The 24,048-nt window shown below is 59.6% G+C and carries 19 protein-coding genes and 2 tRNA genes; 11 read left to right on the top strand and 10 right to left on the bottom strand.

The window, feature by feature from the left end; translation table 11 throughout:
- Positions 1 to 62 precede the first annotated feature (62 nt).
- The 4 genes from PspCFBP13528_RS21725 to PspCFBP13528_RS21740 form a co-directional block, all read right to left on the bottom strand.
- Entirely contained in the window at positions 63 to 1,343 is a 1,281-nt protein-coding gene (locus tag PspCFBP13528_RS21725; RefSeq protein WP_137201476.1) for an AcvB/VirJ family lysyl-phosphatidylglycerol hydrolase, read from the bottom strand.
- Entirely contained in the window at positions 1,343 to 3,985 is a 2,643-nt protein-coding gene (gene mprF, locus PspCFBP13528_RS21730; protein ID WP_137201477.1) for a bifunctional lysylphosphatidylglycerol flippase/synthetase MprF, read from the bottom strand. Before mprF ends, PspCFBP13528_RS21725 begins: the two co-directional genes overlap by 1 nt.
- Before the next feature lie 279 nt (positions 3,986 to 4,264).
- A tRNA-Met gene (locus PspCFBP13528_RS21735) sits at positions 4,265 to 4,341 on the bottom strand.
- A gap of 174 nt (positions 4,342 to 4,515) precedes the next feature.
- Positions 4,516 to 4,592: transfer RNA gene (locus tag PspCFBP13528_RS21740), tRNA-Met, on the bottom strand.
- 278 nt (positions 4,593 to 4,870) lie between these two features.
- Here PspCFBP13528_RS21740 and dinB point away from each other — a divergent pair.
- Entirely contained in the window at positions 4,871 to 5,929 is a 1,059-nt protein-coding gene (dinB, locus tag PspCFBP13528_RS21745) for a DNA polymerase IV (protein ID WP_137201478.1), read from the top strand.
- A gap of 147 nt (positions 5,930 to 6,076) precedes the next feature.
- Here the strand turns inward: dinB and PspCFBP13528_RS21750 are convergent, their stop codons facing one another.
- The 4 genes from PspCFBP13528_RS21750 to PspCFBP13528_RS21765 all read right to left on the bottom strand — a co-directional run bounded on the left by PspCFBP13528_RS21750 (position 6,077) and on the right by PspCFBP13528_RS21765 (position 10,926).
- Positions 6,077 to 7,030, bottom strand: coding sequence for a hypothetical protein (locus PspCFBP13528_RS21750; protein ID WP_065951312.1), 954 nt, complete (start codon positions 7,028 to 7,030; stop codon positions 6,077 to 6,079).
- Between the two features lie 20 nt (positions 7,031 to 7,050).
- A complete protein-coding gene (locus PspCFBP13528_RS21755) occupies positions 7,051 to 8,766 on the bottom strand; it encodes a proline--tRNA ligase (protein WP_137201479.1) in 1,716 nt (571 codons plus the stop codon).
- 206 nt (positions 8,767 to 8,972) lie between these two features.
- Positions 8,973 to 10,505 carry an AmpG family muropeptide MFS transporter gene (locus PspCFBP13528_RS21760; protein WP_065951314.1) on the bottom strand — a complete coding sequence of 511 codons (1,533 nt, stop codon included), beginning with the start codon at positions 10,503 to 10,505 and terminating at the stop codon, positions 8,973 to 8,975.
- 43 nt (positions 10,506 to 10,548) lie between these two features.
- Positions 10,549 to 10,926, bottom strand: a complete 378-nt coding sequence (locus PspCFBP13528_RS21765) for an MGMT family protein (RefSeq protein ID WP_162515435.1) — start codon at positions 10,924 to 10,926, stop codon at positions 10,549 to 10,551.
- A 130-nt stretch (positions 10,927 to 11,056) separates the two neighbouring features.
- Between PspCFBP13528_RS21765 and PspCFBP13528_RS21770 the strand changes: the two genes are divergently transcribed.
- From PspCFBP13528_RS21770 to PspCFBP13528_RS21815, 10 genes are all read left to right on the top strand, one after another.
- Positions 11,057 to 12,064 carry a DUF481 domain-containing protein gene (locus tag PspCFBP13528_RS21770; RefSeq protein WP_137201481.1) on the top strand — a complete coding sequence of 336 codons (1,008 nt, stop codon included), beginning with the start codon at positions 11,057 to 11,059 and terminating at the stop codon, positions 12,062 to 12,064.
- Positions 12,065 to 12,159: 95 nt separating this feature from the next.
- Positions 12,160 to 12,891: a HugZ family protein gene (locus PspCFBP13528_RS21775; RefSeq protein ID WP_065951317.1), complete on the top strand. Its 732-nt coding sequence runs from the start codon at positions 12,160 to 12,162 to the stop codon at positions 12,889 to 12,891.
- A 66-nt stretch (positions 12,892 to 12,957) separates the two neighbouring features.
- Positions 12,958 to 13,434, top strand: a complete 477-nt coding sequence (locus PspCFBP13528_RS21780) for an FxsA family protein (RefSeq protein ID WP_065951318.1) — start codon at positions 12,958 to 12,960, stop codon at positions 13,432 to 13,434.
- Between the two features lie 249 nt (positions 13,435 to 13,683).
- Complete coding sequence (locus tag PspCFBP13528_RS21785) at positions 13,684 to 13,980, top strand: co-chaperone GroES (RefSeq protein ID WP_017846112.1); 297 nt, start codon at positions 13,684 to 13,686, stop codon at positions 13,978 to 13,980.
- 50 nt (positions 13,981 to 14,030) lie between these two features.
- Positions 14,031 to 15,677 carry a chaperonin GroEL gene (groL, locus tag PspCFBP13528_RS21790; RefSeq protein WP_065951319.1) on the top strand — a complete coding sequence of 549 codons (1,647 nt, stop codon included), beginning with the start codon at positions 14,031 to 14,033 and terminating at the stop codon, positions 15,675 to 15,677.
- Positions 15,678 to 15,999: 322 nt separating this feature from the next.
- The gene (colR, locus tag PspCFBP13528_RS21795) at positions 16,000 to 16,683 is read left to right on the top strand and encodes a two-component system response regulator ColR (RefSeq protein WP_003208587.1); all 684 of its coding nucleotides are present in this window, start codon (positions 16,000 to 16,002) and stop codon (positions 16,681 to 16,683) included.
- Positions 16,673 to 17,953 (top strand): HAMP domain-containing sensor histidine kinase, encoded by a 1,281-nt coding sequence (locus PspCFBP13528_RS21800; protein ID WP_065951320.1) that lies wholly within the window; start codon positions 16,673 to 16,675, stop codon positions 17,951 to 17,953. The genes colR and PspCFBP13528_RS21800 overlap by 11 nt, the downstream gene beginning before the upstream one ends.
- Positions 17,954 to 18,141: 188 nt before the next feature.
- On the top strand, positions 18,142 to 18,822 hold the full coding sequence (locus PspCFBP13528_RS21805; protein WP_065951321.1) for a class I SAM-dependent methyltransferase: 681 nt from the start codon (positions 18,142 to 18,144) through the stop codon (positions 18,820 to 18,822).
- Positions 18,823 to 18,826: 4 nt separating this feature from the next.
- Entirely contained in the window at positions 18,827 to 19,546 is a 720-nt protein-coding gene (locus tag PspCFBP13528_RS21810) for a lipopolysaccharide kinase InaA family protein (RefSeq protein ID WP_065951322.1), read from the top strand.
- Positions 19,543 to 19,770: a hypothetical protein gene (locus PspCFBP13528_RS21815; protein WP_101219734.1), complete on the top strand. Its 228-nt coding sequence runs from the start codon at positions 19,543 to 19,545 to the stop codon at positions 19,768 to 19,770. The genes PspCFBP13528_RS21810 and PspCFBP13528_RS21815 overlap by 4 nt, the downstream gene beginning before the upstream one ends.
- A 52-nt stretch (positions 19,771 to 19,822) precedes the next feature.
- On the opposite strand, the gene PspCFBP13528_RS21820 is transcribed toward PspCFBP13528_RS21815, so the two are convergent.
- Positions 19,823 to 22,870: a multidrug efflux RND transporter permease subunit gene (locus tag PspCFBP13528_RS21820; RefSeq protein ID WP_137201482.1), complete on the bottom strand. Its 3,048-nt coding sequence runs from the start codon at positions 22,868 to 22,870 to the stop codon at positions 19,823 to 19,825.
- A complete protein-coding gene (locus PspCFBP13528_RS21825) occupies positions 22,867 to 24,024 on the bottom strand; it encodes an efflux RND transporter periplasmic adaptor subunit (RefSeq protein WP_137201491.1) in 1,158 nt (385 codons plus the stop codon). Before PspCFBP13528_RS21825 ends, PspCFBP13528_RS21820 begins: the two co-directional genes overlap by 4 nt.
- Between the last annotated feature and the right edge of the window lie 24 nt (positions 24,025 to 24,048).

Below are 24,048 nucleotides of genomic sequence, written 5' to 3' on the forward strand. Positions count from 1 at the left end.
ACTGACACCATGCTATCGGGGGCAAGCCCCCTCCCACATTTGGTTTTGTGTATAGCCTGGGATTACTCGGCTTTGGCCTGGTGTTTCACGATGATATCCACCAACCGCTTGGCCAGCGCCGGATAGTTCTCATCGAAGTGATGCCCGCCCGGCAGCTTCATGGCTTCGCCCACGGCAGTCTTGTCGGTGCAGCCACTCTCGTCGACTTCTTCCGCGCCATAGATGCACACCACTTTTTCGGGGGGCAGCTTGGCCATTTCCGGGCCGGTCGCGGCTTCTTTGCCGGCGTTGCCCAGCCAGCCTTCCACTTCAATCTCAAAACTGCCGGTGCGGGCGAAGGCCAGCAGAATGATCGCGTCGACGCGTTGCTGTTCGTTTGCCGGCATACGGTTGTAGATGGCCGGCAGGACGTCGGCGCCGAACGAGTAACCGGTCAGCACGAAGCGCTTGGTGCCCCATTTCTGCCGGTAGTGCTGCATCAGTTCGGTAAGGTCCTTGGCGCTTTGTTCCGGGGTTTTGTGCTGCCAGTAGTAGCGCAGGGTGTCGATGCCGACCACCGGGTAGCCGATCTTCGCCATTTCGCCGGCCACGTCGCGGTCCAGGTCACGCCAGCCGCCATCACCGGAGAGGAACAGGGTCACGGTGTCCTTGGCCTGACCGGCCGGCACTTCCACCACTGGAATCGCCAGGCCGCCGTTGTCCGAACCTACCAGCTGCTTGCGCAGCTCGTTGTTCAGCACTTGCGGGTAATGAATGTCGTAGTCGCTGATGCTGGTGGTGGCACGCGGTGTGTCACGTACGAAGCTGGCGCTTTCATCGTCAGGGTTGTCATTCCAGGCCACCAGCCAGTTGCCATGGGCGGCGGTTTTCGGCAGCGGGTCGTTGCAGCCTTCCTGTTTCAGGGCAAAGCCGACGGAAATGGCGTTGGCCTTGTCGTCGTTCTGTGTGGCCAGCCAGCGCCAGGCGAGCGCTGCGCCAGGGCCAATGCCGCTGACCAGGGTCGCCGGGCCTTTAAGCTGGGCCAGGGCGCTCTGCAGCGCTTGCACCTGCAGCTTGCAGTCATCCTTGGGCAGAATCACCTGAACGAGCTGCGCCGAGCCACCCTGGCTGAGGGCGATCAGTTGGCTGTCGGTGAGGGTTTCGTCGGCCATCACGGCCACTGCCACGCGGGCCTTCACCGCGCCGGCAGGGCTGACGCGGGTCATCACCGAGCCATCGGCCTGGGGCATTTGCTCCAGGGTCGGCTGTGGAGCAGGGCGGTTCCAGTACCAGTAACCGCCGCCCAGGATCAGCGCGAGCAGCACCACAACAGCCAATACATACCGCCAGGAGCGTCGAATCATCAGCGTTTCACCAATCCAGTCAAGCCGCCCGCGATCAGGGCGGCGGTATCGGCCAGTGCCACCAGCGGATCAAGTCCTGCGGGCACGGCCATGTAACGGGGTTCCCAGTCAGGCTGGAACTTGTCTTTGAAGCGGCGCAAACCTTGGAAGTTATACAGTTGCTCGCCACGGCGGAACACCATCGAGCCCAAGCGTTGGGTCAGTGGCGCGCCACGCCGGGGTTGCAGGCCCGACAACGGCACCATGCCGAGGCTGAAGCGGGCGTAGCCGTGACTCTTATAATGTTGAATCAGACCGACCATCATGAACTCCATGGTCAGCTTCGGTGCGTCCGGGTGGGCGCGCATCAGGTCGAGACTGGCCAGGTCATGGTTGTACGTCTCGAGCAGGTTGGCGAAGGCCACCGGGCGCCCTTCGAAGCGAATGATCGCGATACGGAAGTGCTTGAGGTAGTCGTCGCTGAAGCGGCCCAGGGAGAAGCCCTTTTCGCGCACATTCTTACCGGTTAGCCAGGCGTCCGAGATAACTTTTAATTCATCCATCGGCGCCGTGCCCGGCTCGCAGATCTCCAGGGACAGACCGTCGCGGGTGCCACGGTTCCAGGTGTAGCGCAAATCCTTCATTTCCTTGCCCTTGGCTTCCAGGTCAAAGCGTTTCAGGTCGACGCGGGCTTCTTCGCCCAGCTTGATCGCGGTGAGTCCGATATCCATGTAGTACGGCAGGTTCTCGGCGCGCACTTGATAGAACACCGGCCGTGCGTGGTGAATGTCGCACAGGTCGCGGAACTGCCAGATCATCTCGGCGCGCGGCTGGGTCGGCCCGATCGGATCATACAAGGCCACCAGGCTGCGCCCTCGACGGGCATACATCAGGAAGGCTTCATCATTAGGGTGGAACAGCAACGCCTTGTCGCCGGTCAGCGCCAGCCCGCCGTCGGGTTGCGAGGAGGCCATCAGGATTTTGGAGGCGCGCTCGAGTTCGTCCGGGGTCGGCAGATGGATGACCGGGCGTGCGGTACGCAGCAGCCAGGTCAGCGACACGATCACCAGCAGGACGGCGGCACCCAGCAACGAACGCAGGCCGCGTGGGGCGTTGGCATCGAGGGTGAACTGCCACCACAGTTGATGACTGTAGGGCACGTCCTGATAGGCGAACAGCAGCAGCCAGATCGACGCGCCCAGCACGCACACGCTGGCCACCAGGTACAGCGGTGAGAAGGGCAGTTCGGTCAAGCGGCTGGCGCGGTAGAACGAGCGTCGGAAGATCGCCAGCAGCACGGCGGTCATGGTCATCAGGCTGGCTTCTTCCCAGTCGAAGCCCTTGAGCAACGAGAGCAGGGCGCCTACCAGCAGTAGCACCATGGTCAGCATCCAGGCCGCCGACAGACGTCGACGCAAGCCTTGGGCCAGCAGCAGGCACAGCACGCCGATCAGGCTGGCACCGAAGTGCGACGCGTCAATCAGGCGGTGGGGAATCAGGAAGCCGATGTTTTCCAGGCGTGAATCGATCTCCGGCGTGGCGCCGGAAAACAGCAGGACCACGCCGGACAAAAAAACCAGTACGGCCAGCACCGGTGCCGCAAGGCCGGAGGCGACGCGCAGGCTCTGCTGGGTCTGGAACAGGCGCTGGGCCTCGTTGACCAGCAGGAAGATACAGGCGATCAGCAGCGGCAATACCACGTAGATCATCCGGTACAGCAGCAGGGCGGCGGCCAGTGGCGCGGCGCCGAGTTTGTCGGCGAAGGCCGCCAGCAGGATCGCTTCGAACACCCCCACGCCACCCGGTACGTGGCTGAGTACGCCGGCGGCCAGGGCCAGCAGGTACACCAGCAGGAACGGGCCGAAGGGTGGCGCTTCCGGCAGCAGCAGATAAAGGACGGTGGCGGCGGCGGCGACATCCAGTGCGGTGATGATCAACTGCAGGAACGTCAAGCGCCGGCCAGGCAGGCGCAGGGTGCGGCGCCCGGCCTTGACCAGCAGGTTATCCGGGTAGGGTTGTTCCGGCAGGCGACGGCGATAGATGCCGATGCACAGCATGGCCGACAACAGCAGTACAGCACCGGCAACACCGCCCAGCAGGCTTTGCGATAAATGCAGGTAGGTCGATGCCGCCGGCAGGTTGCTCATTGTGGCCAAAGCGGCCAGGGGGGGAAGCGCGCAGCCCAGCGCCAGGCTGGCGAACACGGTCATGTGCGCGACTTCCGAAGCACCGATGCCGTGGCGTGCATAGAGACGGTAGCGCACCGAGCCGCCCGAGAGCATCGACAAGCCAATGGCGTTGCCGATGGCAAAGGCGGTGAAGCCCCCCAGTGCCAGGGTCTTGGCGGGCAGTTTCACGCCGGCATAACGTGCGCCGGAAAATTCATAGCCCAACAGAATGATGAAACCGGCCACCGCCGCCGCAAACGCGCCGAGCAAGGCAGGCTTGGGGACTTCCAGGATCGAGTCGTGGAGGGCGTAGAGATCGAGTTCCAACAACAGATGTCGGCAGGCGATCAGAGCAATGGCAAACAGCAGCAAGGTCACGGCCAGGCCGATGGGCTGACGGTATTTGCTCAACAGATCCAACCAACGCAATCGGGTGGGAGGGATCGGTTGTTCCGCTGTGACAGTGTCTTGTGGTTCAGACGAGTTGGCGCGCATCAATCACCTCGTGGATTGTGCGCGACAGGATGGGGGTATCCAGCCAAGTTACCAATCCCTATGGACAAAATAATTACAAATATTAACGCGGATCACCGAGTGCGGCGACTGCGGCCATTGGTCGTAGAGGGTAGCGCTTGAGCATTGAGCATAGCGTGCAATGAGATGGACTCTGCAAACCGTCTACGGTTTCATGAAAGATGCCATGCCATTGTTTCAGAAGAACTTTTTCACCGGATACAAAAAAGGCCACTCTTTCGAGTAGCCTTTTTTGATGTTTGGTTGCGGGAGCCGGATTTGAACCGACGACCTTCGGGTTATGAGCCCGACGAGCTACCAGACTGCTCCATCCCGCGTCTGTGGGCGGCATTCTACAGTCCAGCGCCGAGGTGTCAACCGTTAATGCTGCAATGGCTCAAATAAGTGGGTTTTATTCAAAATCAATGCCTTGGCACCGCCCATTGAGGGGAGGGGGTAAAAACAGGCACGCACAAAAAAGGCCACTCTTTCGAGTAGCCTTTTTTGATGTTTGGTTGCGGGAGCCGGATTTGAACCGACGACCTTCGGGTTATGAGCCCGACGAGCTACCAGACTGCTCCATCCCGCGTCTGTGTGTCGGCATTCTACAGAGGAACGCGAGTGTGTCAACCCTAAAATCGAACAAAAGCGCTTGCGGTTCAATTGGTTAGCTCTCCAAGGCAGGCTTGCGGAGGGCGCGGGGCCAGTCAGGCCAGGGCTTTCAGCTCTATTGGAAGGTCGAATTCGATTGAGAAAACCAATTCATCTTGGATATTTCCTACCGCTCAGGCGGAAGATTCAAACTACTGGTGCTATATACAGGGGTGAATGCGATACTGGCCACCCGTTGATTCACACCCCGTTTATATGACGCAGCGCAAAATCATCCACGTCGACTGTGATTGCTTCTACGCCGCCATCGAGATGCGCGACGACCCGAGCCTGGCGCAAAAACCCTTGGCTGTCGGTGGCTCGGCAGATCGGCGGGGGGTGATCGCTACGTGCAATTACGAAGCGCGGGCTTACGGGGTGCGCTCGGCGATGTCATCGCGTCACGCGTTGAAGCTGTGCCCGGACCTGACGATCGTCAAGCCGCGTATGGATGCCTATAAAGAAGCGTCGAAGGAAATCCAGACGATCTTTCGCGACTACACCGACCTGATCGAGCCGTTGTCGCTGGATGAAGCCTACCTCGACGTCTCCGACAGTCCGCATTTTGGCGGCAGTGCCACGCGCATCGCCCAGGACATTCGCCGGCGTGTGTCCAAGCAGTTGCACATCACCGTGTCTGCCGGCGTGGCGCCCAACAAGTTTCTGGCCAAGATCGCCAGCGATTGGAAGAAACCCAACGGCCTGTTTGTGATTACCCCGGACCAGGTCGAAGATTTTGTCTCGCAGTTGCGGGTGAGTAAATTGCATGGGGTGGGCAAGGTCACCGCCGACAAGCTGGCGCGCCTGGGCATTGAGGATTGCCTGCAATTGCGTGAGTGGAACAAGCTGGCGCTGGTGCGCGAATTCGGCAGTTTCGGGGAGCGTCTCTGGAGCCTTGCCCGTGGGATCGATGACCGCGTGGTGCAGAACGACAGTCGGCGGCAATCTATCAGTGTCGAAAATACCTACGATGTGGACTTGCCGGATCTTTCCAGCTGTCTGGCTAAGCTGCCTGAGTTGATGGAAACCCTGGCCGGGCGCATGGCGCGTATCGACAGCAGCTACCGGGCAGGCAAGCCGTTCGTGAAGGTCAAGTTCCATGACTTCACCCAGACCACCCTGGAGCAGGCCGGGGCAGGGCGGGATCTGCAGAGTTATGAACAGCTGATGACCCAGGCGTTCAACCGTGGTGGGAAACCAGTGCGATTGTTGGGGATCGGGGTGAGGTTGCTGGATTTGAGCAGCGGCAACGAACAGCTCGAGTTGTCCTGGTAGAACCCGGGATTAAAAAATGTGAGAGATCCAAATGTGGGAGGGGGCTTGCCCCCGATTGCAGTGTGTCAGTCAGTACATCTGACACTGACACCCCGCTATCGGGGGCAAGCCCCCTCCCACATTTGGATCTTTGAACGGTCTGAAAACTCAGCGTGGGCCAGGATCTGCGACGAGTCGCCCCGCATCCTTGGCCAGTGCCTGCAAAAACTCCTGCTGCAATTCCGGATCGTTGCGCGTCAGTTCAATCAGGCTTTGCTCAAGCTCGCTGGCTTCTTCTTCCAGGCCCAGCTCCGAGAGGCGCTTGACCCGGTGCACCCACTGGTTGACTTCGTCGTCTTCCAAATCGTCATAGATCAGGCCATGGGCTTCCAGCAATTTGCCGCGAAGGGTGTTGCTGATCGCCAGGGTCGAATCCGTGTGCACATCGTCCTGGCCGTCTTCCACGCTGATCTTCAAGGTGGTGACGCGGTTCAGGTCCTGCTCGGCAAACGGACTGTCCAACAGGTTCAGGCGCAGGACGCCGTCGCGGTCAGTGGTCAGTTCATGGGTCTGTTTGCCGGCGGTGACCTGTACCGGGCGTTCGCTCCAGGGCAGGCTCGAATATTCCAGGCGCTTGTCACGCTGCACTTCATCGATAGCCGCGAGGTTCTGCTGCGCACGACCGTGGGATTGCACGTTCATGAACGGGTTGATGCCGTCCACGCCGTAGCTCAGCCAATCGTGCGTCATGCTGGCAGGCAGGTTGCCGAGGGCGAAGATATTCGCCACATTGGCCCCCGCGCCGGCCACCAACGCAACGGCACCCAGTGGCATCTCATAGAGTTTGCGCCAGGGCTGGTAGGGCGTGTAGCGGTCGTAACGCCTTGTGACTTCGAATTCGGTGACCTCGAAAGTCTTTTGCTCGTGAATCCGAACCCGACGTTGCGGCAGCTCCAGCACTTTGGGCTCACCCACATCGATCTGCAGGCTGTGGTCGAGCAACTTGCGCTCGACCCGCTCCTCGTGCTCACTGCGTTGCGACATCTGGTTGGCGCAGCCGCTGACCAGCAGGGCGCCGCACAAGGCGGCGCCCCCCAGGGCTCTGGTGTTTCGCTTGAACATGACTTCTCTTGATCTGGTTTTCAGCGACGAATACGCGCCTGAAGGAAAGACAGCACGTCAGCCACCGGCAACGGTTGGGCCTCGGCTTCGGTCCGGCTCTTGTATTCCAGATTGCCATCGGCCAGGCCGCGGTCACTGACCACGATCCGGTGCGGGATGCCAATCAGCTCCATGTCGGCGAACTTGATGCCCGGGCTGGTTTTCTTGTCCCGGTCATCGAGCAGCACTTCAAAACCGGCGGCCGTCAGTTCGGCATACAGTTTGTCGGTGGCTTCGCGTACTTGCTCGGTTTCATAGCGCAACGGCACCAGCGCAACCTGGAACGGCGCCAGCGCGTCGCTCCAGATAATGCCTTTCTCGTCGTTGTTCTGCTCGATGGCAGCGGCGACCACACGGGAAACGCCAATGCCGTAGCAGCCCATGTCCAGGGTGATCGGCTTACCGTTCTCGCCCAGTACTTCGCACTTCATCGCCTTGCTGTACTTGTTGCCCAGCTGGAAGATGTGCCCGACTTCGATGCCGCGCTTGATCTCCAGGGTGCCCTTGCCATCCGGGCTCGGGTCGCCGGCCACGACGTTACGCAGGTCAGCCACCGTCGGAACCGGCAGGTCGCGCTCCCAGTTCACGCCGAAGTAGTGCTTGTCGTCGATGTTGGCGCCGATACCGAAGTCGCTCATCAGCTCGACGGAACGGTCGATGATGATCGGCAGCGGCAGGTTCAGCGGGCCGAGGGAACCGGCGCCGGCGCCAATGGCGTCGCGCAGTTCGGCATCGGTGGCCATGACCAGCGGACTTGCCACGCCAGGCTGCTGGGCCGCCTTGATTTCGTTGAGCTCGTGGTCGCCACGGATCACCAGGGCGATCAGCTTGCCTTCTTCTTCGGCACGCACGATCAGGGTCTTGATGGTCTTTTCAATCGGCAGATTGAATTTTTCCACCAGGGCCGCGATGGTCTTGGTGTCCGGGGTATCGACCAGGCGCAGCTCTTCAGCCGGCGCCGGGCGCGAGGTTTCGCGCGGTACGGCTTCGGCTTTTTCGACGTTCGCCGCGTAGTCCGAACCATTGCTGAACGCAATGTCGTCTTCGCCGGATTCGGCCAGCACGTGGAACTCGTGGGAGCCGGCACCGCCGATGGAGCCGTTGTCCGCTTCAACCGGGCGGAATTTCAGGCCCAGGCGCGTGAAGATGTTGCAGTAGGCCTGGTGCATGCGGTCGTAGGTCGCTTGCAACGACGTCTGGTCGGCATGGAACGAATAGGCGTCCTTCATGATGAATTCACGGCCGCGCATCAAACCGAAGCGTGGGCGGATCTCATCACGGAATTTGGTCTGGATCTGATACAGGTTCAGCGGCAGTTGTTTATAGCTGCTCAACTCATTGCGCATCAGGTCGGTAATGACTTCTTCGTGGGTCGGGCCGGCGCAGAAATCGCGGCCATGACGGTCCTTGAAGCGCAGCAGCTCGGGGCCGTACTCTTCCCAGCGTCCGGATTCCTGCCACAGTTCAGCCGGTTGGGTGCTCGGCATCAACACTTCCAGAGAGCCGGCGGCGTTCATTTCTTCACGAACGATGGCTTCGACCTTGCGCATCACCTTCAAACCCATGGGCAGCCAGGTGTACAGCCCCGAGGCCAGTTTGCGGATCATGCCGGCGCGCAGCATCAGCTGATGGCTGATCACAACCGCGTCGGAAGGCGTTTCTTTCTGTGTGGCGAGCAAATATTGACTGGTACGCATGGTAGGCCGTTGTCGGTTGCTTGGACTTGAAATGACTTGGGATTGTACGGGCGGTTGCTGCTGGAGTACAGGCGTGACATTGCGGGGGATCTGACTGACTGTAGAAGATCCAAATGTGGGAGGGGGGCTTGCCCCCGATAGCGGTGTTTGAGCGACGAGATACTCAGCTGTCCCACCGCAATCGGGGGCAAGCCCCCTCCCACATTTCAGTCTTCTGCAGGTGGATTCAACCGGGCGCGGCGGTTTTCCTGGAACCAGTGCAGCGCAATCAGGAACAGCGTCGGCACCCCCAGCAGGCAGGTGATCATGAAGAAGTTGTGATAGCCGAACTTCTCCACCATCACCCCCGAATACCCGCCGATCAGGCGCGGCAGCAACAGCATGATCGAGCTGAGCAGGGCGTATTGGGTGGCGGAGAACTTGAGGTTGGTCAGGCTCGACAGATAGGCGACAAATGCCGATGTGGCCAGGCCCGAGCTGAAGTTATCCAGGGAAATGGTGACAATCAGCATCTGCAGGTCGGGGCCCATGTCGGCGAGCATCACGAACAACAGATTGGTGCCGGCCGAGGCCACGCCGCCGATGAACAGGATCGGCAGGATACCGAACCGCACGATCAACAGGCCACCCATACCGGCGCCGATCAGGGTCATGATCAGGCCGAAGATCTTGCTGACCCCGGCAATTTGGTCCTTGGTGAAACCCTGGTCGATATAGAACACGTTGGCCATCACGCCCATGACGGTGTCGGACATGCGATAGGAGGCGATCAACCCGAGCAGCAGCAACGCCTGCCAGCGGTAGCGCAGGATAAAGTCGTTGACCGGCGTCAGCACCGGCGCCAGGCCGCGCCGGCCCATGGCGGAGAGACACATCGCAGTCAGCAGGATATAGAGGATGGCGCGCAGGAATGCGCGGTCTTCCATCAACAATTCCCACAGGCTCACGCCCTCGAACAGCACGCTGGCGAAGTCAGTGTTGTACAGCTGGGTAAACATCGCCGGCACGGACACCAGCAGCACGATCAGCACGAACACCGACACCAGCTGATGCGCGAAGCTGTAGCGCCCGGCCTGCAACTGGGTGCGCAGCGGCACGTTGGGTTCGCGCATGAACAAGGTGGTGAGCAGCGCCGGGACCATCAACACGCCGAACAGCACATAGGTGCCGGTCCAGGCCGAATGTTTATAGTTGAAACCGGTGGAACCGAAGCCCTCGGCAAAGAACAGCGCACCGGCCGTGGCCAGCAGGGCGGCGATGCGATAACCGGACATATAACTGGCGGCCAGGGCGGCCTGGCGGTTGTCGTCAGCGATTTCCAGGCGGTAGGCATCGACGGCGATGTCCTGGGTGGCCGACGCGAATGCAACGACGACGGCAATGGCGATCAACCAGGACAAGTGTTTTTGCGGGTCACAAAAGCCCATGCCGATCAATCCGAGGATCACCAGCGACTGGGAGAGCACCAGCCAGGAACGCCGGCGCCCGAGTTTTCCGAGCAATGGCAGGCGCCATTGGTCGAGCAGCGGCGACCAGACCCATTTGAAGGCGTAGGCCAGCCCGATCAGGCTTGCATAACCGATGGTCTCGCGGGCAACGCCTGCTTCGCGCAACCACACGGAAAGCGTCGAGAACACCAACATATAAGGCAGGCCGGCAGCGAAACCGAGCAACAACAGCACTAACGTCGAGGGGCTGGCATAGGCGGCGAGCGCGGCGCGCCAGGTTTTACGGGGCATGGGCTGGAGTCTGCCTCAGATTTGCGGAAACAAAGCGCGCACTCTAACCGCTGTGCTCTACCGGACGCCAGCCATGGCGCTGAATATCAACACGATTGTTCAGGATAGTGACGCCTTCGCTACGTAAACGCGCACGTTGCTCGTCACCGGATGCACTGCCCAGCGGCAGGCTTATCCGACCACCGGCACCCAGCACACGGTGCCAGGGCAATCGGGTATCTGCGGGGAGCTGGCTCAAGGTGCGTCCGACCCAGCGCGCGGCGCGCCCCAAGCCTGCCAGGTGCGCCAACTCGCCGTAACTGACCACGCAGCCTTCAGGCACCTGCGCCAACGTCAGGTAAAGTGCGGTGCGGCGCATTTCGGCGGGGTTTTGCGGGGTGTCGGCGGGTTCATTCACTGCGAGGCTGTCCGTTGAGAACATCGGTGTTTTTGTGAGAAACGTCTGTAAGCTTGGCGTCGAGCATGGAACTCAATATAAATAGTTGAGTCAGTTCAGGCTATCTAACACGATAGCCTCTTCCTTTCGCCAACCCCGAGCCCCGTATCCGCTTATGTTGTCCAGAACCCTGCTGTGCCTCGCTGTCCTCAGTGCTTCCACGCCCCTGCTCGCCGATACCGTCTGGTTGAAAAACGGTGACCGCCTGACCGGCAAGATAAAAGTCTTCGACGGCGGCAAGCTGCTGATCCAGACCAGCTACGGCGGGGCGATCCCGGTGGACTGGAAGCAGGTGAAAACCCTGGAGAGCGATCAGGAGTTGCTGGTCAAGCAGGACGCCTACGACGGCGAAAAGGCCAAGTCCCTCAAGCCTGCAGAGGATGGCAAAGTCGTGCTGGCCAATGGCGAAGCGCCCAAGACTGTGGACTTGGCCAGCATCCAGCAGATCCTCAAGCCCAAGCCTGTGATCGAAGATCTGGTCTGGAAGGGCAACATCGACCTGGCGCTGGACTACAAGCGCGCCGACAAAGACACCAACGACTACGACATCGACTTCAAGACTTCGGCCCGTCACGGCCAGTGGCGCCACACGGGTAAGGGCGAATACAACCGCGAGTTTCAGGACGACATCACCACCACCGACAACTGGGCGTTGGAATACGACCTGGACCGCTTTATCACCGAGCATTGGTTCTGGCAGGGTCGCCTGACCTACAAGCGAGACAAGGTCGAAGACCTGGCACGTCAACGCACTGTCGGTACGGGCCCTGGCTATCAGTTCTGGGACGATGAACTCGGCGCGTTCTCCCTCGGCTCGCTGGTCAACCGCACCGATTACGAATACGCCGATGGCGGCAAGGACAACTTCTACTCCCTGGCCATGAAGTGGAACTACAACCGCTACCTGGTGGGCAAGACCGTTGAGTTCTTCACCAACGGCGAGCTGGGCAAGCCGCTGGACGGTCCGGCCGACTATTCCCTGGATGCCGAGATGGGCCTGCGCTACAAAGTCACCGAGTGGGCGTCGCTCAATCTCAAGGCTGAACGCGATGTCATCAGCGGCGACTCCGACAGCAGCTTGAGCAAGACCCGCTACACCGCAGGTTTTGGTGTGGCCTGGTAAAGCGACACGCTGGCAACCTGCATGGATATTGATTACCTTGTGTTGAGATCCATTCCCATATGCCATGGGCGGCGGAACAACCCAGGAGTCATACAGTGAGCGCGCACGTTGCCAGGAACGCCCGAGAGCTGTTGCTCAAGGAATACCGTGGGGCCTTGGCCACACTGTCCAAAGCCATGCCCGGTTTTCCCTTCGGTTCGGTCGTGCCGTACTGCCTCGACGCGCACGGCCAGCCGCTGATCCTGATCAGTCGCATCGCCCAGCACACGCACAATTTACAGAACGACCCCAAGTGTTCGTTGCTGGTCGGTGAGCGCGAAGCCGACGATGTGCAGGCCGTCGGGCGCCTGACCTACCTGGCGCAAGCCGAAAAGCTGGAAGACGCCGCCAGCATCGAAGCCGCTGCCGAGCGCTACTACCGCTACTTCCCTGACTCGGCCAATTACCACCAGGCCCACGATTTCGATTTCTGGGTGCTCAAACCGGTGCGCCACCGTTATATCGGTGGGTTTGGCGCGATCCACTGGGTCGATCAACTGACCCTGGCCAATCCGTTCGCGGGCAAGGCCGAGCGCAGCATGATCGAACACATGAACAGCGATCACGCCAAGGCCATCGCCCATTACGTCGACCTCGCCGGTTTACCGACGACCGAGACCGCGCAACTGGCCGGCATCGACAGCGAAGGCATGCACCTGCGCATTGGCCAGTCCCTGCACTGGTTGCCGTTTGCCGAGTCTTGCAACACACCGACACAAGTACGCGAAGCCCTGGTTTCATTGGCTCACGCGCAGACCTGGCCGAAAAAATCAGACGTTCGCGCTTGAATTCACGAAAAGGCGACGTCATCTAAGGTGAACTAGCAAGGCATTCTTGCGTTGAGGAACCATTTGATGCGCCCTTTTTTGTTGCTTTTTCTATTGTTCCCGGTGCTGGAGCTGTTCGTATTCGTTCAAGTCAGCGGTGCGATCGGATTTTTCCCGGCACTGTTACTGATCATTCTCGGCTCGATGCTCGGCGTTCTGGTGCTGCGCGTCGCCGGCCTGGCGACGGCCCTGCGCGCCCGTGAAAGCCTGAACCGCGGTGAGCTGCCCGCCCAGACCATGCTTGAAGGCCTGATGATGGCCCTGGCCGGTGGCCTGTTGATCCTGCCGGGCTTTATCAGCGACGTAGTCGGTCTGGTGATGCTGCTGCCGGTCACGCGCAAACTGCTGGCCGGCAAGATGCGCCAGCGTGCCGAAGAAGCGGCCATGCGCCAGCGCGCGTTTGCCGAAGACCTGCAACCCCGTGGCGGTCCGGCCCCGCGCCAGCCCCTGGGGCGGGAAGGCGATGTGATCGAAGGCGAGTTCGAACACCGCGACAGCAAATAAAGACCTCACCGGCACGGCACCTTCGGGTGCCGTGTTGCATTCATTCCTGATCAACACACAAAAAAAATTCGTTCGCTGCCCCTTGTAATAAGCCTGGGCGCCCTTATGTAACGGTCACCGCAAGGTTTCTGGTGGTGACACTAGACAGACTTCCGCGGTTCGCCCAGCGAGCCGCGACCGGCACCGCCGGAATTTAACCCGCCGGAATTGATACCGGCCGATGAAAAACACAATTAGGAGAGATCGACAATGAGCAAGCTTCGTCCTCTGCACGACCGCGTCGTCATCCGTCGCAGCGAAGAAGAAAAGAAAACCGCCGGTGGGATCGTCCTGCCAGGTTCGGCTGCTGAGAAAGCCAACCACGGCGTGATCGTCGCTGCTGGCCCAGGCAAGACCCTGGAAAACGGTGAAGTACGTGCGCTGGCCGTGAAAGTGGGTGACAAGGTTGTTTTCGGCCCTTACTCCGGCAGCAACACTGTGAAAGTCGACGGCGAAGACCTGCTGGTAATGGCTGAGAACGAAATTCTCGCTGTACTGGAAGGCTGATTTTCCCGCTCATTTTCCCGTTACTACAAAGTATTTAAGGAATATCGATCATGGCTGCTAAAGAAGTTAAATTCGGCGATTCCGCCCGCAAGAAAATGCTCACCGGTGTCAACGTCCTGGCTGACGCAGTAAAGGCGACCCTGGGCCCTAAAGGCCGTAACGTGATCATCGAGAAAAGCTTCGGCGCTCCGACCATCACCAAGGACGGCGTTTCCGTAGCCAAGGAAATCGAACTGGAAGACCGTTTCGAGAACATGGGCGCGCAGCTGGTCAAAGACGTTGCCTCCCGTGCCAACGATGACGCCGGCGACGGCACCACCACCGCTACCGTCCTGGCTCAGGCCATCGTCAACGAAGGCTACAAGGCCGTCGCTGCCGGCATGAACCCGATGGACCTCAAGCGCGGTATCGACAAAGCGACCATCGCCATCGTTGCCGAGCTGAAAAACCTGTCCAAGCCATGCGCTGACACCAAGGCTATCGCTCAGGTAGGCACCATCTCCGCCAACTCCGACAGCTCCATCGGCGACATCATTGCCCAAGCCATGGAAAAAGTCGGCAAGGAAGGCGTGATCACCGTTGAAGAAGGCTCGGGCCTGGAAAACGAACTGTCGGTTGTAGAAGGCATGCAGTTCGACCGTGGCTACCTGTCCCCGTACTTCGTCAACAAGCCGGACACCATGGTTGCCGAGCTGGACAGCCCGCTGATCCTGCTGGTCGACAAAAAGATCTCCAACATCCGCGAAATGCTGCCTGTACTGGAAGCCGTTGCCAAAGCCGGCCGTCCGCTGCTGATCGTTTCCGAAGACGTTGAAGGCGAAGCCCTGGCGACCCTGGTTGTGAACAACATGCGTGGCATCGTCAAAGTCGCAGCCGTCAAGGCTCCAGGCTTCGGCGACCGTCGCAAGGCCATGCTGCAGGACATCGCCGTATTGACCGGCGGTACCGTTATCTCCGAAGAGATCGGCCTGAGCCTGGAAAGCGCCACCCTGGAAAACCTGGGTAGCGCCAAGCGCGTGACCATCTCCAAGGAAAACACCATCATCGTCGACGGTGCTGGCGTTGAAGGCGACATCGAATCGCGTATCGCTCAGATCCGTACCCAGGTTGCCGAGACTTCCTCGGACTACGACCGTGAAAAACTGCAAGAGCGTCTGGCCAAACTGTCCGGCGGCGTTGCAGTGATCAAGGTTGGCGCCGGTTCCGAAGTTGAAATGAAAGAGAAGAAGGCCCGCGTTGAAGACGCCCTGCACGCAACCCGTGCAGCCGTTGAAGAAGGCGTGGTACCTGGCGGTGGCGTTGCGCTGATCCGTGCTCTGGAAGCCCTGACCAATCTGACCGGCGACAACGCTGACCAGAACGTCGGTATCGCTGTACTGCGCCGTGCCGTTGAAGCACCGCTGCGCCAGATCGCTGCCAACTCCGGCGACGAGCCAAGCGTTGTGGTCAACGAAGTCAAGAACGGCAAAGGTAACTACGGTTACAACGCTGCGACTGGCGTCTACGGCGACATGATCGAAATGGGCATTCTGGACCCAACCAAGGTGACTCGTTCCGCACTGCAGGCAGCTGCTTCCATCGGCGGCCTGATCCTGACCACCGAAGCTGCCATCGCTGAGAAGCCAAAGGCTGAAGGCGCAGGCGGCGGCGGTATGCCAGACATGGGCGGCATGGGTGGCATGGGCGGCATGATGTAAGCCAGCCTCACCCGGCTACTGAAAAACCCCGCCTGCAGTGATGCAGGCGGGGTTTTTTGTTGTTTCGGCCTTCTGGCCGACCGGTGAGGGGGCCGGTGTACTCGGTTAAACAATGTGGGAGGGGGCTTGATCTTCATTTCAATGGGCGATGATTTTCCACGCACTAGCGTAGCGAGTCTGTGAAGTTATAGTGAAAATCTCGTTCAATATAAATATCGGTTGAAAACCTATATCGATGACCTGTGCAGGTCTATCCCTGAGCGACACTTGGCCTTAAGCTGCGCGAGCCAACACGGCTGTTACCGCGTACGGAGCACTGCCCATGCGAATTTTATTGGTTGAAGACAACCGCGATATTCTGGCCAACCTGGCCGATTACCTGGGGCTCAAAGGCTACACAGTGGATTGTGCGCAGGACGGTCTGTCGGGCCTGCACCTGGCGGCCACCGAGCACTACGACTTGATCGTGCTCGACATCATGCTGCCTGGCATCGATGGCTACACCCTGTGCAAACGCCTGCGCGAAGATGCGCGCCGCGACACGCCGGTGATCATGCTGACTGCCCGTGACCAGTTGGATGACCGGCTGCAGGGCTTCAAGTCCGGCGCCGATGACTACCTGCTCAAGCCGTTCGCCTTGTCGGAGCTGGCCGCCCGTATCGAAGCGGTGTTGCGCCGTGCCCAAGGTGGCGGGCGTCGTGCCCTGCAAGTGGGCGACCTGAATTATGACCTGGATACGCTGGAGGTGACCCGAGAAGGGCGCCTGCTGAAACTCAACCCGGTCGGCCTGAAGTTGCTGGCGGTGCTGATGCAGAAAAGCCCGCACGTATTGCGTCGGGAAATCCTCGAAGAAGCCTTGTGGGGCGACGATTGCCCGGACAGCGACAGCCTGCGCAGTCACGTTCACCAACTGCGCCAAGTGATCGACAAACCTTTCGCCAAGCCGTTGCTGCAAACGGTACACGGTGTGGGTTATCGCCTGGCCGAGGGCCGTGATGGAGTTTAAGCAAAGCCTTGCCCAGCGGATCATCATCGCCTTTGCCTTGATGAGTGCGTTGGTGGCGGGGGCCTTCGCCATGGGCATTGTCGCGACCGTGCACCTGGTGGAAGAGAAGTTGATTTCGGCGGGCCTGGGCGGCGACCTGCAACGTCTGCTGTTGATGGACAGCATGGAAGACTGGCGACATCGGCCCGAGCCTGACCAGTTGTTCTATTTCAGCGGCGGCCCCGGCGATTTCGAGCTGCCCAAGGATTTGCGGCATCTGGACCCGGGCTTTCATGAGGTGTTTCGCGAGTCGCTGTCCTACCATGCCATGGTCGAAGTGATCGATGGCCGGCGTTATGTGCTGCTGCAGGACCAAAGCGATTTCGAAGAGCGCGAGCGTGTGCTGTTTGCCGTGGTGCTGGTGGGCTTTGTGCTCAGCCTGGCACTGGCGGTGTTCCTGGGTTGGGTGCTGGCGCGCAAGGTGATGGCGCCGGTGGTGCGCCTGGCCCGCCAGGTGCGCCATCGCGACCAGTTGCTTGGACTTGCGCCACCGTTGGCGCCGGATTATGCGGCCGACGAAGTGGGCGAATTGGCGGTGGCGTTCGACGCCACCCTGGGTCGCTTGCGCCAGGCGCTGTCTCGCGAACAGTTGTTTACCAGCGATGTGAGCCATGAACTGCGTACACCCTTGATGGTGTTGGCCAGTTCCTGCGAATTGCTGCTGGAGAATCCGGCGATCGATCAGCGCGGGCGTAATCAGGTCCAGCGCATCGCCCGGGCCTGTGAAGAGATGCGCGAACTGGTGCAGACTTTTCTGATGCTGGCCCGCGCCAAGCATGACGATGCCGCCATGTCGGCCCAGGTCAACCTGACCCAGGTTGCCGAGGACCTGCTCGGAATCTGGCGCGGGCCCATCGAGCAAAAAGGCCTTGAGTTGATCTACTGCCCAGGTACCCCGCTGGAGACACGCTACAACACGACGTTCCTGCATGCGGTGATGGGCAATCTGTTGCGCAATGCACTGCATTACACCGAGCAAGGGTTTATCCGCCTGACCCTGGAGCCCAGCGGCTTTGTGGTGGAGGACACGGGTGTGGGCATTCCTGAAGACAAGCGCGAAGCGATGTTCGAGCCGTTCGTGCGTGGCAGCGAGAAGCGCGGCGAGGGTTTGGGGTTGGGCTTGTCACTGGTGCAGCGTATCTGTGAAAGCCAGGGCTGGAGCGTCACCCTGAGCACCATGGAGCCCAATGGCTGCCGTTTTCATGTGGAACTGGGTCAAGTCAGAACCTGACCGTTCAGTCTGTCAATTTGCTGCTGCACGACGCCTGCTTTTCGGCGAAGATGGCCCGATGCTACTGAATGTTTCTGTAAAGTCTTGAAATGTATGGGATTGGACAGGACAAGTTTTTCACAACGAGTTGACCTCTTGATCACAGTTCGCTGCTTAGGGTTGTAGGCATCAGTTACCGGAGACTCAAGATGCCTTCCCCGATCAAGTTGGAATTTTCAGAAAAGTACGACGATCAACACGCGCGGCAATATCTGCTCAAGCATCGGGACAATCTGGCTCGCCGGTTGTCCCACAAGCGCGATGAGCAACTGGCGCGTGGTGCGCTGGCCATGGCCGGTGAGCCGGGCCTGGTGTTGGACTTGCCGTGTGGTGCCGGACGCTTTTGGCCATTGCTGGCCGAGAAACCCAATCGTGTGATCATCGGGGCCGACAATTCGGCGTCGATGCTGAAGGTCGCCACGGCGGCCCAGCCGGCGGAAGTGGTAAAACGGGTACGCCCTTTGCAGACTTCCGCCTTTGATATCGATTTGCCAGACAACTCGGTCGACAGTATTTTCTGCATGCGCTTGATGCACCACATCGGTGACCCGGCGCACAGGATGACAATACTTCGGGAGTTTCAGCGGGTTAGCCGTGACAGCGTGATTATCTCGCTGTGGGTGGATGGCAATTTCAAGGCCTGGAAGCGCAGGCGCGCCGAGGTGCGGCGTCGTAAGAAAGGTGAGCAGGAAGGTTACCAAAACCGGTTTGTGTTACCGGCTGCTACTGTCGAGGCAGAATTCGAGCAGGCCGGTTTCCGAGTTCAGGAATCCCTGGACTTCATGCCGCTCTACGCCATGTGGCGAGTCTATGTATTGCGTAAGAGGTAACAGGATGGCAGTTGAGTGCGTAGTCGGCAGTCATATAGCTCCCGAAGAACGATTTGATTTTTTCTGGCGTCAGCAGGGTGAGTGGGTGGAAGAGCCCAACCGTCGGCGTGGCGGTGAAAGTGGCGTACAGCGGGTGATCAGTCCCAACGGGCGATTGCTCTATTGCAAACGCCAGACGGGTCATATCTACCGCAGTTGGTTGCATCCGTTTGGACGTCCGACCGTGTTGCGTGAGCGTGATGCCCTCAAGGGCCTGCGCTTGCTGGATGTACGGGTGCCGGAGTTGGTGTTCTGCGAGGCGCGACGCGACCCCGAGCATCAGTGGAAAGCATTGCTGGTCACCGCTTCGCTGGACGGTTTCGATGAAATCGAAAACTGGTACGCCGCCGGTGGCCGTGAGCAATATGGCGAGGCGGTCCACGAGCGCTTGCTCGAGGAATTGGCCGCTACCCTGGCGCGTATGCACAAAGGCCGCTGGCAGCATGGTTGCCTGTATATCAAGCACATCTTCGTCCGGGTAACCGGCGAGGGCGATGCGGTGAACGTTGAAGTGGCACTGCTGGACTTTGAAAAATGTCGCCAGCGTTTGACCGCTTATCGAGCCGCCTCCCATGACATGCTGCAATTGCGCCGCCATTCGTCGTGGAATGATACCGACTGGAAAAAACTCAGCTACTTTTACGAGACGGCGTTTGGCAGCGCTATCAAGGGTTTAACCAGATGAAGCTAGAAATAGCACGAGGTTTGTTCCTGGTCGGGGCGCTAGGGGTTACAGCCCTGGCCCTGGCTGCCTGGGAACAGCCTCGCACACAGGTACTCAGTGCGACCCAAGGCGGTGGGCAATGCCTGCTGCCACGTGTGGCCAAGGTCAGTGTGGCGGCCAAACCCGATCATGAGTTGCTGTTATTCATGTTCGGGATGTCTCAAGCGATGAGGCCGCAGAGTTGAAACGATTGAAACCCCCGGAAAAGGCCTCGCGATGCGAGGCCTTTTTTTTGCGCTATCGGGTCAGTGCCCTGGCTGGGGTGTCCGCTTTGGTCAGTGTCGTGTACACCGTGGGCAGGACGAATAGGGTGAACAAGGTACCGATCGACATGCCGGTGGCGATCACCATGCCGATATCGAACCGACTGACCGCGCCCGCGCCGCTGGAGAAAATCAACGGCACGACACCCATGACGGTGGCCAGCGTGGTCATCAGAATCGGCCGCAGACGGATCGCGGCAGCTTGCTCGACCGCAGCCCGCGCGGACAGGCCTTGTTGCTTGCGCAGTTGATTGGCGAACTCGACGATCAGAATCCCGTGTTTGCTGATCAAACCGATTAACGTGACCAGGCCGATCTGCGTGTAGATATTCAGGGTGGACCACCCCAGAAACAGCGCGATCAATGCGCCGCCTATCGACAGCGGCACCGTCACCAGTATCACCAGGGAATCACGCAGGCTTTCAAACTGCGCCGCCAACACCAGCGCGATGATGGCAAGTGCCAGGCCGAACGTGCCCCATAGCGTATTGCCCTCCTGCACAAACTGGCGTGTAGCGTTGCGGTAATCGAAGGTGTAATCCGCTGGCGCTTCCTCCTGTGCGATGTTTTGCAAGGTCTGCAATGCGTTGCTCATGCCGACGATCGGAAACGCCGATACCGTGACTGAATTGAGCTGCTGGAACTGATTCAACCGCTGTGGCCGAACCTGAGGGCTGGACACGGTGACCAGCGTCGACAAGGGTAATAATTGGCCCTTGGCGTTTTTTACCGCGTACTGGTTCAGCCAGTCGGGGTTGTCTCGGTAGTCGCGCTCGACTTGCGCAATCACTTTGTAGAGATGACCGTCGATACTGAATCGATTGATTTCCGCTTCAGCCAGGAGGGTGGTCAGGGTCAGGTCCAGATCCTCCATGGATACGCCCATCTGGGCGGCCTTGGTCCGGTCAATTTCGACCATGACTTCAGGGCGGTCGAATGCCAGGTCGATATCCACGTAGGCAAACTTTCCCGAGTCGATCGCGCGTTGTTTGATGCGCTCGGCTACGCTCATCATCGAACTGTGGTCCTGCTGTGAACTGATGACAAAGCCAAAGGGCAGGCCTTCACCGGTACCCGGCAGGGAGGGCAAGTTGAATGCGAAAACTTGCAGGCCGGGGTTGTTGTCGAGTTTTTCGCGCAGTGGCTCCAGCACTTGCATCTGTGTGCGCTCACGTTCCCCCCAGGTTTTGAGCAGGAAGCCGCCGACGCCTGAGTGTACGCCATCCAGGCCATTGATCTGGAAGGATGCCTGGTATTCGGGCAGGGTTTTGAACGGTTCGATAAAGTCCTGGGTGTAGCGGTTCAGGTAGGCCAGGTTTGTTGCCTGGGGGGCATTGGACAGGATGAAAATCAGGCCTTTGTCCTCGTCGGGCGCCAATTCCGAGAGGGTGAACGTGAGCATGGCCGGGATCAGGCAGAGCACCAGCGTGGCGAAAACCATTACCACCGACTGCGCTTGCATGATCTGGCGCAGGCGGCGCTGATAGCGTTTTTTCAAGGCATTGAAGAAGCGCTCCAGAACCCGCGACAGGCCCTTTGGCTGTTCTTCAGGCAGCAGCAGAATGGCGCACATCATCGGTGACAGCGTCAACGCCACGATCCCGGAAATCACTACAGCACCAGCCAGTGTCAGGGCAAACTCCTTGAACAACGCCCCGGTCAAGCCCTGCATGAAGCCGATGGGTGCAAAAACCGCGGCCAGCGTGATGGTCATGGACACCACCGGAATGCAAACCTCTCTTGCCCCCTTGATCGCGGCTTCAAGCGGGGATTTGCCTTTTTCGATGTGCCGGTGAATGTTTTCCATCATCACGATGGCGTCGTCGACCACCAGGCCGATAGCCAGGACCATGGCCAGCAGCGTCAGCACGTTGATGGAATAGCCCAGCAGTTGCATGAGGAACAACGTGCCTAGCAGCGACAGTGGAATGGTGATGACTGGAATGATCACTGAGCGTAAGGAACCCAGGAACAAAAACACCACCAACACCACAATCAGTACGGCTTCGAGCAGGCTGGACAGCACCTGGTCGATCGAAGCGTTGATATACAGCGTCGAATCGTAAGCAATATCCGTGTGCAGGTCGGGTGGCACCTGCGTCTGCAATTGGGGCATCAATTGGCGGACGCGCTTGCCCAACTCCAGTGGGTTGGCATCGGGCGTGGCTTGAATGCTGATATAAACCGCCGGGATACCGTTGAACGTGCTGAAACTGTCGTAATTTCGCGAGCCCAATTCCACGCGCGCCACGTCTCCCAGACGTACCTGGTTGTCGCCGTCGGTTTTCACCGGGATCGCACTGAATCCCTCGGCCGATTGGAGTTCGGTGTTGGTGGTCGCGCTGGTGACGACATATTCGCCGGTCAGGTCCCCCGCGACAGGTTGTACGTTGTAGCGCCTGATGGCCTGGGTTACGTCACTGGCGCTCAGGCCAAACCCCGCGAGTTTTATCGGGTCGAGCCACAGGCGCATGGCGAAGTTCTGACTGCCGATAATCTGCGCTTGCGCCATGCCCGGCAGTGTCACCAGCCGAGGCTGGACGACCCGCTGCAGATAGTCGGTGATCTGCGCATTGTTCATGGTGTTGCTGGAAAAACTCAGGTACATCAGCGCAGTGCTATCCACTGCAACCTTGCTCAGTACCGGTTCTTCGATGCCGCTGGGCAACTGGTTTCTGACTTCATTGGACTTGGCCAGCAGTTCGGTGAACAAGCGGTTGCTGTCGGCGCCGACCCGACTATAGATGGAGATGATCGATATATTCTGACGACTGGACGACGTCATATAGTCGATGCCTTGCGCGCTGGCCAGGCTTTGTTGCAACGGTTGGGTGATGTAACTCTGGATGGTTTGCGCACTCAGGCCCGGGGCGACCGTGGTGACCGTGATCAGCGCGTTTTCCATTTGTGGAAACTGGCGCAGTTGCAGTTTTTTGTAAGCCTGGCATCCAAGCAGCACGATCAGCAGGCTGACGACCACCGCCAGTACCGGGCGACGAATGAACAGGTCGGTGAAGGTCATTGCGTGCCCTCCCGATCAGGCATCGGCCGCGGCCCATCCGCCTGGCTTCGGTCGATACTGATGCGCACAGGGGTGCCGTGTTTCAGTTTGAGCTGGCCGGCAGTGACCACCTGTTCGCCCTTGTTCAGCCCCTTGGAAACCACCACCAGGCCATGGCGACGCTCACCCGTTTCGATCAGGCGCTGCTCGGCGATCAGTGGCGGCGTATCGCTGGCATCGGCGGTCTGCGGCTCACCGTTGTTATCAGGTGTTATTACGAAAACGTACTGACCATAGGGGCTGAAGGCGATCGCACTTTCCTGGATGACGGTTTGTGCCGTCGGTTCGTCCAGCAGCACCCGTAGATTGGCGAACATTCCCGGTAGCAGATCGTCGCGAGGGTTGGGCAGCGTCGCACGTACCAGCACGTTTCGCGTGCTGTCATCGACGATCGGGTTGATGGCGCTCACTTTGGCGAGGCTGAAGTTGCCGGGGCGTGCCGAGACTTCAACCTGAACCGACTGCCCGATCCTGATCAGCTGAACGGCTTGCTCGGGCACATAAAAGTCAACATAAAGCTGGCGTCTGTCCTGCAAGCTGGCGATGACCTGGGTACTTTGCAGGTAATCGCCCACATTGACCTGGCGGATGCCAATGGTGCCGGTGAAGGGGGCAACGATGTGCTTCTTTTCCAGCGCTGTAGTGCGCTGTGCAACGACGGCAGTGTTTCGATTGAATTCAGCGCCGAGCCGATCGAATTCGCCTTTGGAGATGGCGCTGATCTCCACCAGTTTCTGGCCGCGCTCGAAGTTCTGACGGGCCAGGCGTTGGTCGGCCTTTGCCACGTCCAGCTCGGCCTGCTCGGTCTGGTGCTCAAGCTGCAGCAAGGGCTGTCCAGCTTCGACCATTTGCCCGGACTCAAAGTGCAGCTGTGTCACAACGCCGGGCACCTCAGTGCTCAGGTCGATACCTTGCACTGCCTTGAGCGTGCCCGCCGCCGGCATTTGGCGCTGCCAGGGTATTTCAAAGGCATTGGACGTCGCCACGCTGACCGGTGGTTTGGGCCCATGCAAAAGCTGCAACTGCTGATAAATCCAGTACGTCTTGTAGCCGGCAAGCATCAGGACGACTGAAAGAACGAGGCTGAGCATGATAATCATCCGGCGGGCCGGCATGGTCATAGTGGGGTCCTTGTGAGA

The organism is Pseudomonas sp. CFBP13528 (assembly GCF_005233615.1).
Taxonomy (GTDB): domain Bacteria; phylum Pseudomonadota; class Gammaproteobacteria; order Pseudomonadales; family Pseudomonadaceae; genus Aquipseudomonas; species Aquipseudomonas fluorescens_AM.